This window comes from Caballeronia sp. DA-9 (assembly GCF_051615025.1).
GTDB lineage: Bacteria > Pseudomonadota > Gammaproteobacteria > Burkholderiales > Burkholderiaceae > Caballeronia > Caballeronia sordidicola.
Genome location: NZ_CP195132.1, coordinates 2,116,076 through 2,130,140 on the forward strand (window position 1 = coordinate 2,116,076; position 14,065 = coordinate 2,130,140).

13 protein-coding genes are annotated in these 14,065 nt (G+C 54.2%); 9 read left to right on the plus strand and 4 right to left on the minus strand.

Annotation, left to right across the window (positions count from 1 at the left end; translation table 11 throughout):
• Positions 1-3: 3 nt before the first annotated feature.
• Complete coding sequence (locus ACRWA7_RS15955) at positions 4-1,104, plus strand: porin (protein WP_438391862.1); 1,101 nt, start codon at positions 4-6, stop codon at positions 1,102-1,104.
• Between the two features lie 371 nt (positions 1,105-1,475).
• The gene (locus ACRWA7_RS15960; protein ID WP_438391863.1) at positions 1,476-2,663 is read left to right on the plus strand and encodes a methyl-accepting chemotaxis protein; all 1,188 of its coding nucleotides are present in this window, start codon (positions 1,476-1,478) and stop codon (positions 2,661-2,663) included.
• A gap of 791 nt (positions 2,664-3,454) precedes the next feature.
• On the opposite strand, the gene ACRWA7_RS15965 is transcribed toward ACRWA7_RS15960, so the two are convergent.
• The 4 genes from ACRWA7_RS15965 to ACRWA7_RS15980 form a co-directional block, all read right to left on the minus strand.
• Positions 3,455-4,525, minus strand: coding sequence for a porin (locus ACRWA7_RS15965; protein WP_438391864.1), 1,071 nt, complete (start codon positions 4,523-4,525; stop codon positions 3,455-3,457).
• A 129-nt stretch (positions 4,526-4,654) separates the two neighbouring features.
• Positions 4,655-5,503, minus strand: a complete 849-nt coding sequence (locus ACRWA7_RS15970) for an alpha/beta hydrolase (RefSeq protein WP_438391865.1) — start codon at positions 5,501-5,503, stop codon at positions 4,655-4,657.
• 27 nt (positions 5,504-5,530) lie between these two features.
• The gene (locus ACRWA7_RS15975) at positions 5,531-6,790 is read right to left on the minus strand and encodes an amidohydrolase family protein (protein WP_438391866.1); all 1,260 of its coding nucleotides are present in this window, start codon (positions 6,788-6,790) and stop codon (positions 5,531-5,533) included.
• A 65-nt stretch (positions 6,791-6,855) separates the two neighbouring features.
• Positions 6,856-8,490 (minus strand): GMC family oxidoreductase, encoded by a 1,635-nt coding sequence (locus tag ACRWA7_RS15980; RefSeq protein WP_438391867.1) that lies wholly within the window; start codon positions 8,488-8,490, stop codon positions 6,856-6,858.
• A 317-nt stretch (positions 8,491-8,807) separates the two neighbouring features.
• Here ACRWA7_RS15980 and ACRWA7_RS15985 point away from each other — a divergent pair, with 317 nt between their 5' ends.
• From ACRWA7_RS15985 to ACRWA7_RS16015, 7 genes are all read left to right on the plus strand, one after another.
• The gene (locus tag ACRWA7_RS15985; protein WP_438391868.1) at positions 8,808-9,242 is read left to right on the plus strand and encodes a VOC family protein; all 435 of its coding nucleotides are present in this window, start codon (positions 8,808-8,810) and stop codon (positions 9,240-9,242) included.
• 11 nt (positions 9,243-9,253) lie between these two features.
• Positions 9,254-9,778 (plus strand): MarR family winged helix-turn-helix transcriptional regulator, encoded by a 525-nt coding sequence (locus ACRWA7_RS15990; protein WP_438391869.1) that lies wholly within the window; start codon positions 9,254-9,256, stop codon positions 9,776-9,778.
• A 68-nt stretch (positions 9,779-9,846) separates the two neighbouring features.
• Positions 9,847-10,689: an HpcH/HpaI aldolase family protein gene (locus ACRWA7_RS15995; RefSeq protein WP_438391870.1), complete on the plus strand. Its 843-nt coding sequence runs from the start codon at positions 9,847-9,849 to the stop codon at positions 10,687-10,689.
• 42 nt (positions 10,690-10,731) lie between these two features.
• Positions 10,732-11,424, plus strand: coding sequence for a hypothetical protein (locus tag ACRWA7_RS16000; protein ID WP_438391871.1), 693 nt, complete (start codon positions 10,732-10,734; stop codon positions 11,422-11,424).
• Between the two features lie 173 nt (positions 11,425-11,597).
• Positions 11,598-11,900: a DUF4148 domain-containing protein gene (locus ACRWA7_RS16005; protein WP_438391872.1), complete on the plus strand. Its 303-nt coding sequence runs from the start codon at positions 11,598-11,600 to the stop codon at positions 11,898-11,900.
• A 255-nt stretch (positions 11,901-12,155) separates the two neighbouring features.
• A complete protein-coding gene (locus ACRWA7_RS16010) occupies positions 12,156-13,430 on the plus strand; it encodes an MFS transporter (protein WP_438391873.1) in 1,275 nt (424 codons plus the stop codon).
• Positions 13,431-13,557: 127 nt separating this feature from the next.
• The gene (locus ACRWA7_RS16015; protein WP_438391874.1) at positions 13,558-14,016 is read left to right on the plus strand and encodes a cupin domain-containing protein; all 459 of its coding nucleotides are present in this window, start codon (positions 13,558-13,560) and stop codon (positions 14,014-14,016) included.
• Positions 14,017-14,065 lie beyond the last annotated feature (49 nt).

Below are 14,065 nucleotides of genomic sequence, written 5' to 3' on the forward strand. Positions count from 1 at the left end.
CTTATGAAAGTCAGACATGCACCGTTGCCGGCGCTCGGAATTGTAGCCGCGTTGACGGCATCTTCAGCGTTCGCACAAAGCTCAGTCACGCTATACGGCATACTCGACACGGCGATTCAGTATGCGAACACCGGTGGTCATACGACCGTCAGGGAGGATTCCAGTTCGGTCGCGCCTACGCGCTGGGGCTTGACCGGAACGGAAGACTTGGGCGGTGGTTATGCGGCAGTGTTCAAGCTGGAAAACGGTTTTAATATCAACAACGGCACCATTTCCGGTAATGGCGCTTTGTTCAATCGGGAAGCGTGGGTTGGGATTCGTGGGCCATTTGGACAAGTCCAGCTCGGCAATAACTACACACCGCTGTTCACAACATACGCGACTTACTCTCTGGGTTCACTAAACACGTTGGGCTGGGGCAATGCAGCCAACAACTATGTTTTCGTACCGGCTGCGCGAACGGCCAATTCAATCCGATACGTGTCGCCGACCATTGCAGGTTTTCTGCTGCGAGCCCTGTACGCCCGCGGAACCAACGGCGCGAGCGGAGCACCAGCCTCCCTGGGCGATACGGCTTCTGTCGGTGTTAACTTTCGTGCCGGCGCTTTCTCGGCCGATGCCGACTACCTGCAGCAGCGTTTCGCGCCCACTGCAACGATCACAACGGCAAGCAGCGTCCAGGCCGGGCGTTACTACTTGTTCGCCGCGTCATACGACTTTGGATTTATCAAGCCTTCGGCGCTGTATGAGATCCATCGTAACGGAGGAAACGTCACTTCGGCGATTTCGAGTGCGTATGCTTCGCCGAGCCACGACTTTTACGAAGTAAATGCTCTGATTCATGACGCCGGTTGGGCGTCGTCGGTATTGGTCAGTTTTGGTCAGTACTTTCTCAAATCTAATGGTAACGGTGACTCGACTTCATATGGCGTGCGTTACGAATACCAACTCTCAAAGCGCAGCAGTTTTTATGTAGGTATCGCGGAGGTTCGCAATCGCAGTAAGGCTTCCTTCTCGGTCAGTGACGCAGGCGGCCCGGGCATACCCGTCGCTGCGGGTCAAAATATCACTAGCGGGATTGCCGGCATCATTCACAAGTTTTAGGCGCCCCATTCCCGCTATCCGATAGCCGAAATCGTCCGCGCTCCTGTGAGGCTCGCCATGCCCGTTTCCGAACGGATCGGTGTTGTCAAGACAAAGAACGGACGATGTGTGGCGGATGATCGGTGGGCGAGCCAGCTAGGAGTGACTGTATCACCGATGCACTTAGCGGCGGAACTCAAAGATGGCGGTGGATCACGACTGGCTTCCAAATGGAGCCGCGGCGTGTGCCTCCCACCGTCCTAGCCACGTCCCGTCACGCAGTGGCATTTGACCAGAATCCTGTCGCTCGTGACTTGGGCATTCCAATGCTGGCAGCAAGGGGTGCCGCGAAGGAAATCGTCCACGCTTTCTAACATGAAAATTCGACGATCATGATCAAGAACATCCGCATTCCCGCCGCATTGAGCATTGTCATCGGCATGGGGCTCGCGATATCACTCGCCACCGCCGCTGCTGGCGGCATCTTCGTCTACGCCTTTTTCAAAGCCGCTCAGATAGTGCAGGCACAAACGAGACAATCGTATAACAGCGATACGCTCGCCAATTTCACGGATCTGGCGCGTCTTCAACATACGGTGGTTATTTCCTTGGTGTCGCTGTCCGTTTGCGGCGTGCTTGTGGCGTTTGTCGGGCGGCGATGGCTCGAAACTAAGATAGTGCAGCCGCTGCACAACGCGATGCGGGTGACCAATTCCATCGCACGGGGCGAACTTCGCGAGCCGATTGTCGTCAACAAAAATACGCAGGCGCGGCTGCTGTTTGCATCGCTTGCTCAGATGCAGCAGGCGTTGGTTGCTACGATCTCTCTTGTCACGGGCGAAGCGGTTGCCATCGACGATCGTGCGACCAAACTTTCCAGCCAGAACCTCAGACTATCCACGGGGGCTGAAACGCAAGCGGCTGCAATTCAGGAAACGGCCGCGACGACTGAACAGCTCAGTGAGGGCGTTCAGAGAAGCGCCCAGCTTGCGACTCAGACGAATCGGCTGGCCGAGAACGCATCGAAACTTGCAGATGAAAGCCGGACGCGCGTACAGGCGGTGATCGCAGCGATGGACTCCATCGCGCAGGACTCGCGAAAGATAAGTGAGATTGTTGCGGTAGTCAACGACCTCGCGTTTCAGACAAATATTCTCGCGCTCAATGCGGCAGTCGAAGCAGCACGTGCCGGACAAGAAGGAAAGGGATTCGCTGTCGTCGCTTCCGAGGTACGAGGCCTCGCCCAGCGAAGCGCGGGCGCTGCTCAAGAAATAGATGCACTGATAGCCGGCGCTCGAACGACGATCGAGCAGGGATCACGCTTATGCGCGGACGTAGGAATTGCCATCGACGAAGTTGCGTCTGCCGCACACGAAGTTCTCGAACTTAGCGACGAAATGAGTCGCTCGGCAAGTGAGCAAAGCTATGGCATTCATCAGCTAAGCACTGCAATCAATGAGATCGACAATGTGACACAGCAGAATGCTCGCATGGTCCAACTATTTGTCGAAGCGACTGAGGACCTTAATAGTCGGGCTCGGACCCTCACTGATGCGGTCGGGACATGGAAACTCGTCTAGCCTTCGGATTTCTGAGCTGAGTCTGTAAAGACCCGAGACCGAGACGGTCGTGGTGCAGGTGGATGAACGTCCAGTTTGTCATTTTGTACCACAATGCGCAGAGATCACCATGCCACTTTAGTTCTGGCAATACTTGAAGGTGGACCGCCGGCCGGATCGCCTGCGTCGATCACGACAGGCGAAGAGTGTATTGAGGACGACAAATGGCTGCAGCTTGCTGAGGGGCGACAGTGATTCCGCGAGCGACCGCGAGCGGCGTAACGGGGCGGCGTCGACACGGGATGCGACCGCATATTGCGGGGAGGTCCAATTTGAGCATATTGATGACCTTAGTCTCGAAATCCGGGTTGGGTGGAGGCAATTTGCCCCTACAGTCGATGTAAATTGATACGGTGCTTTACCCCGATACGCTCCACGATCACGGTCGACCGGTAGCGCGGCCATTACATACCACGATGATATCCTTCAGATGTACCTGATGCATTTATGGAAGCGCGAAAAACAGGGATGTGCTTGGATTCGAGCGTTGGGACTGATGGCGCCCGCGTATGCCGTAGGCGACCACGTGAACGGACTTATTGCGGTATCGAGCGGGACCTGGCGGTCAACTTGAGACGCATGGCGATCGCCCTTTAATCCCCGATCGACACGTCCCGTCGCCGAACTCTACTCGACAGCGGGACACGTTGCGGTGCCGAGTTGACCGCGCTCGCTCGCGTTTATTAGCTGGTTTCTAGGCGTGAGCAACGCTAATGCGCTCGTTAAGGCGCAGCCCCACATTGCCCGTACGTTTAGAAGTGGTGGGTTAATCCCGTGCCGACTACGACCTGCTTGTTCGTCGACGAAGGCGCTTCGAGATACATAACGGCATGTTGTCCCTGAGCGGCTACCTGCGCGAGCACGCGCAGGTAGACATCAGTTCGCTTTGAGAGAAAATAGTCAAGATGTGCGTGGACCTCGTTCCAGTGATACTCGTTGAGTTTGGAATACTCGTAGCCCATGCCAGCGCGAAATGCCGGTGTGATGTATTTGTAGAACCCACCGTCGTATGTTTGCATCGATGCGTTGTTATTATTCGATGAGAGATTTACATTAGCGTAACTAAGCACTACTCGCCAGCCATTGAAATCGTAGTGCGCGCCAACGGCTGCCACGTCCTGGCTCATGTTAACAAGGCGGGTAGGGGCTTTGGAAAAATCGATGCCGAAGAGCGTATTGACACCCAGATCGCTGTATGGCGTGCCGGGTACATCGGCCGTTTTCTGATACAGAGCGAGGATCTTCACCGAACTCGTTGCATACGACAACTCCGCGCCGATCGCGCGGCCGCCATTGGTATATCCGGTGACCTCGGATCCAAAGCTGTAGAGCGTAGAAAACTGAAAGCCTTGGAAGATGGGCGTCCTGTAGAGCACTAGATTGTTCACATAGTCCCCCGTTGTACGATCATAATTGCCGACATGGACGCCTGTGACCGAGTTGTAGCGCTCAGATGTTTCCGGAACCAGATCAGCGACGATATCGAATTGGCGTCCGAGCGTCAACGATCCCCACTTACTATCTTTCAAACCAACGTAGCTGAGCTGAGGTGAAAAAGATCCAGTGTTTAGGGAGATCTGATTGCTATATTTAAAGAACGTACTCCAACCTCCACCAAGATCCTCGACGCCTTGAATACCAACAAACTTAGGTTCGTGATTGCTCGCAATGTAGATTCTATGATGACCGCCGCTATTACTGTTAAATTCAATACCATCATCGAGCGATCCATATAGCGTCACGCTCGACTGCGCAAGTGCATTGGTGTCGGAAAAAATAATTAGGAATCCTACTAATATGAGAAAAATATTTTTGGTTGTCATCTGTCTCCTCCGTTCTTATATAATTTGAGTTGGGTACTGCGATTGACCGGTCAACATTCGATGACTAATAACTCAAGTCCGTCAATCTTTAGCTTATAGACAATTTCATGATCGACGAACCTGCATCTATCAGCGAAGCAGCGCGCTCTGCAACGTGCGCAGGATGGGAGCAGCGCAGAGGCGGGTGTGGCCGTTTGGATCCGCGATTGGATCCTCGCTGAACCAGTAATGACCGGCGCCTAGCACACAATGCGTCTTGACACTGAAGCCCGCTTGCCGTAACACTGTTGAGAACGTAGTTGACTGGGACTGATCGACGAAATCGTCCTGCGTTCCCCAGACCAACAAAACGGGCAATTTGTTCGCGGCTGTGGTCACTTGTCTTATCGGTGATGCGTCGAAATAGACTTGCGGATCAGAAAAAGGCGATGTGCCCAAATATCGTTCAACGATGTTGTTTTCTCCTGATAGGTTATTTTTAATCACTTGTTGCCACTGAGAGAAAATATCGTAGATGCCGTACACCCCTATGAGAACTTGCACGCTGGCACTGACATCTACGAAGGGGTCGCTCTCATAGCCGGTATTGAACGGTCGATGATCGGCCGCGAGCGCGACCAGAGATGCGATCTGTGCGCCGGCAGAAGCGCCGAGGATACCAATGCGATCTCCGTTCACGCGCAGCTCGCTTCCTTTGCCTCGAAGGAACTGGATGGCCGACCGAACATCCCTTACGGCTTCCGGAAAACACTTCCCTAGGGTTGAGCGGCGATAGTCTACTGCGAAGAAGCCTACGCCATGACTCGCGAGATGCTTACCCCAGTCGGCCAACGCGCTTCGATGTCCAATTCGCCAGCCACCTCCAGGTACGCCAACTACGACAGGATGATTCTCGGTATCGGATGGCAAATAGAGGTCTCCCTTGAGGTCGATTCCGTCATGCGTTGCGAAGATAATCTCTTGGATGGTAACTTCCATAATGATTTTCCTTTGATAACGTGAATTTCAGGGGTGGGGCGGTTGTTGGCGAAAATAAAAGGGAATCGTGCGATGGAACTCACCACCTTTTATGACTGCGAGGATTTTCTTTTTATCGGTGAGGACACTCACGTCGCTGGTCGGATCTCCGTCGACAATGAGTATGTCGGCGGCGTAGCCTTCGGCGACAAGGCCGACGGGAAGTTCGAGGTTCATTAATTCCCCTCCAAGCTGCGTAGCTGAGATCAGGGCCGCCATAGGTGAGTATCCGAACCACTCGACGAACAGTTCAATGTCGCGTGCGTTCCTGCCGATCGGATTCCAAGGTAAGCCATAATCTCCGCCAGGAAGTGACTTGATCCCGCGGCGGCGAAGTTCTTTACCAAGCCATTTAATCCGTTCAACGGATTCGGTCTGCTCCATCCGTTGGCTTTCGCTTGCCATAACTTCAAACTTGGGCGCGTAGAGAAGGTCTGCTTCTGTGATTCCCGGGCCCGGGGCTACAAAGATGTGGTCTTTGTTCGCCTCCAATGCATCCATGGCGCGCTCGTTTGCCCAGTTACAGTGATAAATCACTGTGAAACCGTTGTTGGCGGCGAGCTCGATCATCTCCGGAGTGTACGCGTGTGCTGTCAGTCGGACCCGGTGTTCGCGGGCTGCCACGCCGGCCGCGGCGATCTCGCTGGCATGAAACTGATCGACCAGATTCGAGCCAGGGACCCAGGCACTGACTCCGTTCAGAACGAATTTCACGGAATCGACCCCGTCTGCGGCCATGCTTCGAACGAATTCGGCGACAGAGGCAGGTTCAGCTTCGCGGCTGGTGCCCGGGAAGCTGGTTGCCCCCCCCTGCGTGCCTCCCGGTGTCCTCTCAAACGAACAGGTTCGAAGACGTGGGCCGGGAAGCAGCCCTTCGTCGAAGGCTTTGCTGGCCATAATCTCTGCAGAGGGCTGGGCGCAGCCACCTGAGTATGCGCTCGTGAACCCATGGTCCAGCAACACCCGACCACAATGAGCAATGACGAGTGCTGCTTCTTCAGGGGGCCTTTGACGGGGTCGATTGAGCTTTTCGACTGTGGTACCGAAAGCGAGATGTGCGTGGGCGTCGACGAGCCCCGGCATCAATGTCGCGCGACGACAATCTAAAACCGTGCAGTCCGTATGCAGGATTTCTGGGTGTCGAAGGATCGCTTCGATCCTGTCTCCGTTGATTAGAACGCTTCCGAGAAACCGATCAATGCCGGTTCCGTCAAAGACCATTGCATTCTTCAGTAAAGTGCGTGTCATCGTATTTACTCCATTAATCGCAAGTAGAACAGGTCCCGGTTACGTGGAAGGCACTGCGTCGTTCGTTAATAACGACCGTCCGGGTCAATAGGTTGCAGATTTCTTCCCATGATCAAATCGGCGGCCTTCTCGGCAATAGCTATAACTGTTGCGTTAATATTGCCGCCCACGATCGACGGCATGACAGACGCATCAACTACACGCAGACCTTCCACGCCGTGCACATGCAATGTCGGTGAAACCACCGTCTGCGGTCCCTGACCCATCGCACATGTGCAACTCGCGTGATGGGCTGGATAAGACGAGCGCCTAACATAATCGTCCATTGCAGCGGGAGTGCTGACTGTCAGACCCGGGTTGATTTCTTCGTCGATGGCGCTCACGAGAGGTGTGGTGATCATTAACCGTCTCTGTTCGAGCAAAGCGTCACTGAGTACGCGCAAGTCGAACTGATTGGCAAATATGTTCGTCAGAATCCTGGGCTTGTCTTTTGGATCTGACGATCGAAGTTTCACCCAACCGCGGCTTTGCGGGCGAAGCAGAATATTGATGACTTGAAATATTTCACCGACCCCCGCCTTGAAGGGCGGATACCAGACGTGGGAGAAAGGTGACACGGGATTGAACATTCTTTGAATGTCCGGCATTGGCAATTGCGGATGAGTTTTTACAAACTGCCAGCATGCGACTGGCGAACGGGAAGCGACGCCCTTTCCCGAAGCAAACCATTGAAGCACCGACATCGTCAGACGATCCACTCTAAGGCTGCGATGTATCGTTACTGGATCTTTTGCTCGGTACATGGATCCGCAAGCTACGTGATCGTTCAGATTCTGGCCGACGCCGGGCAGGTCCACCACAGGGTCAATGCCGACTTCCCTGAGATGCCCGGAAGGGCCGATTCCCGACAGCATGAGGATTTGTGGAGAGTTGTAGGCGCCTGCGCACAACAGCACTTCTTTCTTCGCGCGAGCGCTACAGATCTGGCCGTTCTCTTCGAACTCCACACCAACTGCCCTGTTATCTTCGAGAAGGATGCGTCTCGTGTGGGCACCGTATTTGATCAAGAGATTCCGACGGCTTGCGGCCGGAGCGAGATAGGCCATGGCCGTACTGGCTCGCTTGCCTTTTCGCGTCGTGAATTCAACGAGTGAAACGCCTTCGCGATCCCCGGCGTGCGGATCAGAGCGAACATTCTGACCAAGACTAATCGCTGCGGCCGTGATTAGCTTGAAAAATTTTGATTCAGCCGAAGCTGACTCGACACTGAGCGGGCCTTCTGCGCCGTGAAAACGGCTACTGCCCCGCCAACTGTGTTCGGCTCGTCTGAAATAGGGGAGTATCGACGCGAAATTCCATCCCGTGGCGCCCTCGCGTTCCCAGCGGTCGTAATCGTCAGGCTCGCCGCGGACGTAGGTCATCCCGTTGATGGACGATGTTCCACCGGCCACCTTCCCACGAGGCAGGGGGGTCGACACGTTTGATAGGTGCGGTTCGGGTTCGCTTGCGTACTGCCAGGATAGACGCTTGTTCTGCAGCAGGCGATAAAATCCAAGCGGCATCTGCATGAGCAACCCACCGGCAGCGCCTCCAGCCTCAAGGAGAAGAACACTGTTGCCTAGATCAGAGGACAGGCGATTGGCTAGAACACAGCCAGCAGATCCTGCGCCGATAATAATATAGTCGTATGTATTGCTCATTGCGATCGGTCCTCGCCTCTCGTATTAGCGGAAGCCGAGCAGGGGATGCACCGGCCACCGGTTGCGCGGCAAAAATGTCAGAGAACTCGCGTCATAGTCACTGCTGTCTTAGCCGTGAATTTCGCTCCACGGCGTGCCCGTGTTGTTCGTGCGCTCGCCTTAGAGAAACATTGCGGCGTGTCGTCTTTATAAGGGTGAGATCCGCAGGCCACCATTGGTGTTAACGTTAGTTTGCTAACTAAATAGATATCAATTAAGATGATTCATCGGTGGAAAATGAACGGACTAAGTTCCATAACCGAAAGGCGGAAGAGCGAATGGCAACCTTAAGTTTTTGGCATCATCACGGCGGAGTCAGCGTTCCCGATCTGGAAGCCTCGATCGCGTGGTACCGCGACGTACTCGGCTTCCAAGTCGAGAGCAAGGTGACAATTGAGGCGATTCCTGCCGAAATGGCAATGCTGCGAAACGGCGAGCTTCGGGTAGAGCTTTTCGAAGTCGAAGGCGCCCGGCCGGCCTCTGAAATTCGCAGCGAACCGAATGAGGACTTACGCACCTATGGCAACAAGCACATCTGTTTCGGAATTCATGACATCGATGAGTTCGGCGAAGAACTGAAGAGCCGTGGTGCTGACATTGTCTGGATTAAGCGTTTCGCATTCGGCGCGAACATATTCCTGCGTGACAACGCGGGTAATCTAATTGAATTCATCGAGTCGTCGCCACCAGCCGGCACGTTATCTACGCTATAGGCAATAGAAAAATGATGAAGACAGCAAAGAACCGCGAGCGGGAAGAGCGTGAAAAGGCCTTAATTTACCAGTTCAATCCACTACATAAGAACTGGAGAAGGATGGTTGAGGCCGTGGTGCAGCGTGGGTGCGGCTATTCTTTTTCCTTTACTGCTCCATTGTTCGTGATGATTCGCTTCGGCGATGGTCAACGCCACGGCGAACTGGCGAATCTTCTCGGCATTGAAGCGCCTTCTCTTGTGCGTACGGTGGCAGAACTCGAAACACAGAATTTCCTGGTCAGGCGGGATACGCCCGACGATCGCCGGGCTAAGACGCTTCACCTAACGGAAACGGGACGGGCGTTAGGCCGGATCGTGGACGAGCTTCTGACCAATTTCCGGACGACGATATTGTCGGAGATATCTGATCGCGACATCGATGCCGGTATCAAGATCTTCCGGCAGATGGAAGCCGCGCTTCAGACATATGAGAACCAGGTGGTAGCCACGGCGCAGTCAACGGAAAAGCAGGGCCTGGATAGTATCTCCCACTGACTATCGGGCGGAATATCCCTCTCACGTGCGCACTGCCTCGTAATCACTAACCCCTTATGGAGGGATGCATGAAGGATTATGCTCAGCAACCGTCAAAAAGCACCAACGCAGCTGCGGGCAGATCCGCCCCGTCATCTCTTTCGGCCGACTTGCGCTCAGGGGAGACAATTCTATCCTCCTGGGTGAATATTCCCGAACCGCTTGTCACCGAAGCGACGCTTCGTGCAGGATTCGATGCCGTGACCATCGACATGCAACACGGACTGCTTGGTTGCGAATCGGTATCTCGCTGTATTACGTCCGCTGCCCTGGTCGGCAAACCGGCTATTGTGCGAGTGCCTGTGGGCGACTTCGCGATGGCAAGCAGAGCGCTCGATATGGGAGCACAAGCCGTCATTGCGCCAATGATAAACAGTGCCCACGACGCGAAACGGTTTGTAGAGTTCACAAAATACCCGCCCTTGGGCGAACGCAGTTTTGGCCCTTTCAGAGCAATGAGTCTCGTGAACGAGACAGACCTCAGCTTCCATCTGCAGAGCGCAAACCGAAATACCCTTGCGCTTGCCATGATCGAGACGGTGACTGCGGTTGCGGCGCTGGAGGAAATCCTCGAGATTGACGGCATTGATGGCATATTTCTCGGGCCGGGCGATCTCTCGATCAGCCTCTACAAAGGATCTAAACTAGCAATGAATGACCCGATGATCCTGGGTATCTTGCAGGAGGTGGCCACGAAAACAATCAAAAAAGGGAAACTGGCGACGACTTATGCGAGCACGCCGGAGCGTGCCAGGGCGGTCCAGGATATGGGGTATCGGTTCGTCGCAATGGGCAACGATCTCAATTATCTTTCGGCAGGCGCGAAAGAATTTCTCGAGGGAGCGCGCGTTTTGAATGAACGAGCCCAATAAAATTTCTGAAATTTAGTTAGGTAAACTAATTATAGGACGAAGATGCAAGAATTTCCGTTTACAGTTGAAGACCTGCATGCGATTGCGCTCTGGGATACACCGACCATCTGCAATGCGCTTGAGGCCATCAGTCCCGAGCGCCGTCACGTTGGTTTCACGACGCGCGGCATGATTTGCGCCCGACCAGAGATGCCAATGGTAGTCGGTCTGGCCCGCACATCGATTTTTCGAACGCGTGAGGCCGCCCGTAACGGATCGATCGATCTGCCGGACTATCTGGATTACCTCTCGGCGCAAGGTTTTCCGACAGTTGCATTGGCTGAAGATCTCGACGATCAACCGGGCTACGGCGCTTACGTCGGTGAAATATCGGTCGCCATCCATAAAGCGTTGGGTGCAGTAGGTTACGTAACCAACGGCGCCCTACGGGATATGAAAGCTATGGAAGATGGGTTTCAGGTTATCGCAAGCCATGCTGCTCCGAGTCATGCTCATTTCCATGTTCTAGGCTTTGGTGGCGAAGTAAACATCTTCGGTATGCAGGCGGCTCACAACGACGTGATTTGCGTGGACTATCACGGCGCAGTCGTCGTTCCTCGCGACGCTGTAAAGAAGCTGCCGGAGACGATTCAGAAAGTAGTGGATAACGAGCGCCATGTACTGGAACTCGTTCGGCGCCCCGGTTTCACGCCGCAGGTTCTCCGAGACAAGCATCGGAAAGCCGTGACGGAATAGTTAACATTGAAGAATTTAGTACTCGGTCGTCGCCATCCGTCAGTGGAAATTTGGTCGCTATCGCAGTCTATCGGCCCGGCGTGTCCAGAAAGCCGTATCTCAGGACATTGACAATTTTTCGGCCATGGCGCAGCGCCATGGTCCGAGGATGGCGGACCCGTTGCCGTTCATTCATGACGGAGATTACCGTGAAGAAAAGTGCAGTCCTACTACGCATCGGCTTCGCAGGGTGGCTAGCCGCGGCTGCTATCTCGCAGCCAGTATGTGCTCAAAGTTCAGAGGCATCCACACCTCAGACGCGAAAGGCTGAACGGAAGGCAACTCGCGCAAAGAATCGCGCTGAGATGGGCACGCTTGAGCAGAACGGCTATCGCCCCGGCGCTGATCTCAACTACCCCTCCAACCTAGAGGATGCGGAACGCAAGGCGCAGAACAGCACGGGAAAAGGTGCGATACCACGCCCCGCTTCGCACTAGCGAATACTTTACATCTGGTCAGCCAAGAAGCGGAAGATTTTCAGCCGTGGAGTAGAACGGGATCGGCTTAGGACTGTTACGAAGAAAGCCGGCCTATTAAGACATCCTACTGGGCGAGGGTAGTCGAGATTGGAACTAGGGGGATGGGGACGAAAATGGAAGAGAGATTCAACGTAGCTAGGGAATTACTTTCGGGCATAAATTGCTTGTCTAACGTTCGACGGAGATCGAAACAGGTGAAAATCGAGGTACGTTATGAATGACGGTACAAGCGAATTCAATCGCCGTTCGAGCGGAGCTTTGTTTGCGGCGGCGATCGGGGTGATGGTCAGTGCTGGTCCGATACTCGGTGGATCCCTTGGGCTGTTCATTGTGGCTCTGGGGCACGACTTCGGTTGGAGCAGGACATCTATCTCATCCGTCAATGTGCTCACGGCCGTGCTTGCAGCGTTCTTTACACCGATCCTCGGTCGTTGCCTGGACAAGTGGGGCGTACGCAAGGTTATTCTCGGGAGCGTACTTTTCTTTGCTCTGGCCAATATGTCGGTCGCATTGGTACACGCCAACTTCTGGCAGTTTGTCGCGCTTTATGGTGTCATAGGCGTGGCGGCGGGCATGCAAAACTATGTGGCGTATAGCAAAGTGGTAGCGCTATGGTTTGAGAGGCGTCGCGGAGTGGCGCTCGCATGTATATCAACCGCTAACGGCGTCGGCTTCATCCTGATCCCTCAGCTCCTCAGACCGACGATCGAGAGATTTGGGTGGCGAGGTGGATATATTTGCCTCGGACTCCTGATTATTGCTTCGCTCGCTTTGCTGTTGCCGTTGCTTCGGGCGCCAAGTCCAAACTTCGAGGATGACGACTGTAATCCTGCTGCGCTTCAAGTCGCTGGCCTAGAAACGGATTTGTCGGTGTCGCAGGCGCGTCGATCGGCAGCCTTCTGGCTGATTGGACTGATGGTACTCCTTGGCGTCACCACGATCATTGGAACCCTTGTTCACACCGTCCCGATGCTGATTGATCGTGGGTGGTCGCCAAGGTTTGCTGCTACCGTGCAGTCCTGTATGGCTATAGGTGCCATCGGAGGGCAGCTGTCTTACGGTGTGTTTGTCGATCGGGTCGATTCGCCTAAAATTGCCCTGCCATTTTTTGGCGCCTCTTTGCTCGGTATGTTGTTGCTGGATCATAGCACTACGGTTCCTCCTCTCCTTGCTGGGGGGCTGCTTCTTGGTGTCGCGCAAGGGGCGGAACTTGGCCTTGCCGCCTATTTTGTGAGCCGTTATTTCGGTACTCGACATCTTGGTCAGATCTATGGACTTATCTACTCAGGCGCTTTTATCGGAGGCGGATTCGGGCCCGCCTTGATGGGGCTTGCTTTTGATACAACCGGCTCCTATCGATTGGCCATGGCACTCTTCGAGATCGCGTTGGGTATTGCGGTTTTGAGCATCCTGCTGCTAAAGCCGTATACGTTCGTCGCTCGTCGGACCTTGTCGAAGCGGTCTCAAGTCCAGAAAGCGAATGCCTAATTGTTTAAGGGTAGCACCGGTAACCTAAGCTCTTACATCGAAAGTGGGCCTGAACCCGGGCCGCACTGCCTACTCGAAGCCATACAGCCGATGAACATGGCTGCCGATCATCATGCAGTTCATAGGAATGGATATGACCTCCTCTCACACGAACCCACCTGTAACAGAAATGTTCAACTCGCGCGCAACAGCATTTGCCCAGAAGGTGCTTTTAAGACACCCAGTTCAGTCTGTTTTTGGAGCGCTTCCGCGGGAAGTGATCGCTAACGGAATTCTTTCACGATCCGCGATAAGGACTGACAACTCGATCATCGTATTTAACTGGATTGAGCCGCATGAGGACAACGTGCCATTTCATACGCACGACTTTGACCAGACTTCGTTGGTACTACAAGGAACGCTGAAGTTTACGCTTGGAGACCTTGAGTTCATCGTAAACGCGGGGGAGGTTCTCCAGATACCCGCCGGCGTTCCGCACAAAGGCTTGGTTGTAGGAGGTGATCAGGTCTTCAACATCGACGTATTTGCACCGATCCGGGAAGATTATATGCATCTCGTCGAACACCAATCCCATCATTTTCGGTAGAAATTGCGTCTATTAGTCTGGGTTGTACACCTGCGTACATGTGGGAGCG

Excerpts from the sequence above, each read along its gene's own strand:
- ACRWA7_RS15955 (WP_438391862.1), top strand. The coding sequence starts at position 4 with ATGAAAGTCAGACATGCACCGTTGCCGGCGCTCGGAATTGTAGCCGCG.
- ACRWA7_RS15960 (WP_438391863.1), top strand. The coding sequence starts at position 1,476 with ATGATCAAGAACATCCGCATTCCCGCCGCATTGAGCATTGTCATCGGC.
- ACRWA7_RS15965 (WP_438391864.1), bottom strand. The coding sequence starts at position 4,525 with ATGACAACCAAAAATATTTTTCTCATATTAGTAGGATTCCTAATTATT.
- ACRWA7_RS15970 (WP_438391865.1), bottom strand. The coding sequence starts at position 5,503 with ATGGAAGTTACCATCCAAGAGATTATCTTCGCAACGCATGACGGAATC.
- ACRWA7_RS15975 (WP_438391866.1), bottom strand. The coding sequence starts at position 6,790 with ATGACACGCACTTTACTGAAGAATGCAATGGTCTTTGACGGAACCGGC.
- ACRWA7_RS15980 (WP_438391867.1), bottom strand. The coding sequence starts at position 8,490 with ATGAGCAATACATACGACTATATTATTATCGGCGCAGGATCTGCTGGC.
- ACRWA7_RS15985 (WP_438391868.1), top strand. The coding sequence starts at position 8,808 with ATGGCAACCTTAAGTTTTTGGCATCATCACGGCGGAGTCAGCGTTCCC.
- ACRWA7_RS15990 (WP_438391869.1), top strand. The coding sequence starts at position 9,254 with ATGATGAAGACAGCAAAGAACCGCGAGCGGGAAGAGCGTGAAAAGGCC.
- ACRWA7_RS15995 (WP_438391870.1), top strand. The coding sequence starts at position 9,847 with ATGAAGGATTATGCTCAGCAACCGTCAAAAAGCACCAACGCAGCTGCG.
- ACRWA7_RS16000 (WP_438391871.1), top strand. The coding sequence starts at position 10,732 with ATGCAAGAATTTCCGTTTACAGTTGAAGACCTGCATGCGATTGCGCTC.
- ACRWA7_RS16005 (WP_438391872.1), top strand. The coding sequence starts at position 11,598 with ATGACGGAGATTACCGTGAAGAAAAGTGCAGTCCTACTACGCATCGGC.
- ACRWA7_RS16010 (WP_438391873.1), top strand. The coding sequence starts at position 12,156 with ATGAATGACGGTACAAGCGAATTCAATCGCCGTTCGAGCGGAGCTTTG.
- ACRWA7_RS16015 (WP_438391874.1), top strand. The coding sequence starts at position 13,558 with ATGGATATGACCTCCTCTCACACGAACCCACCTGTAACAGAAATGTTC.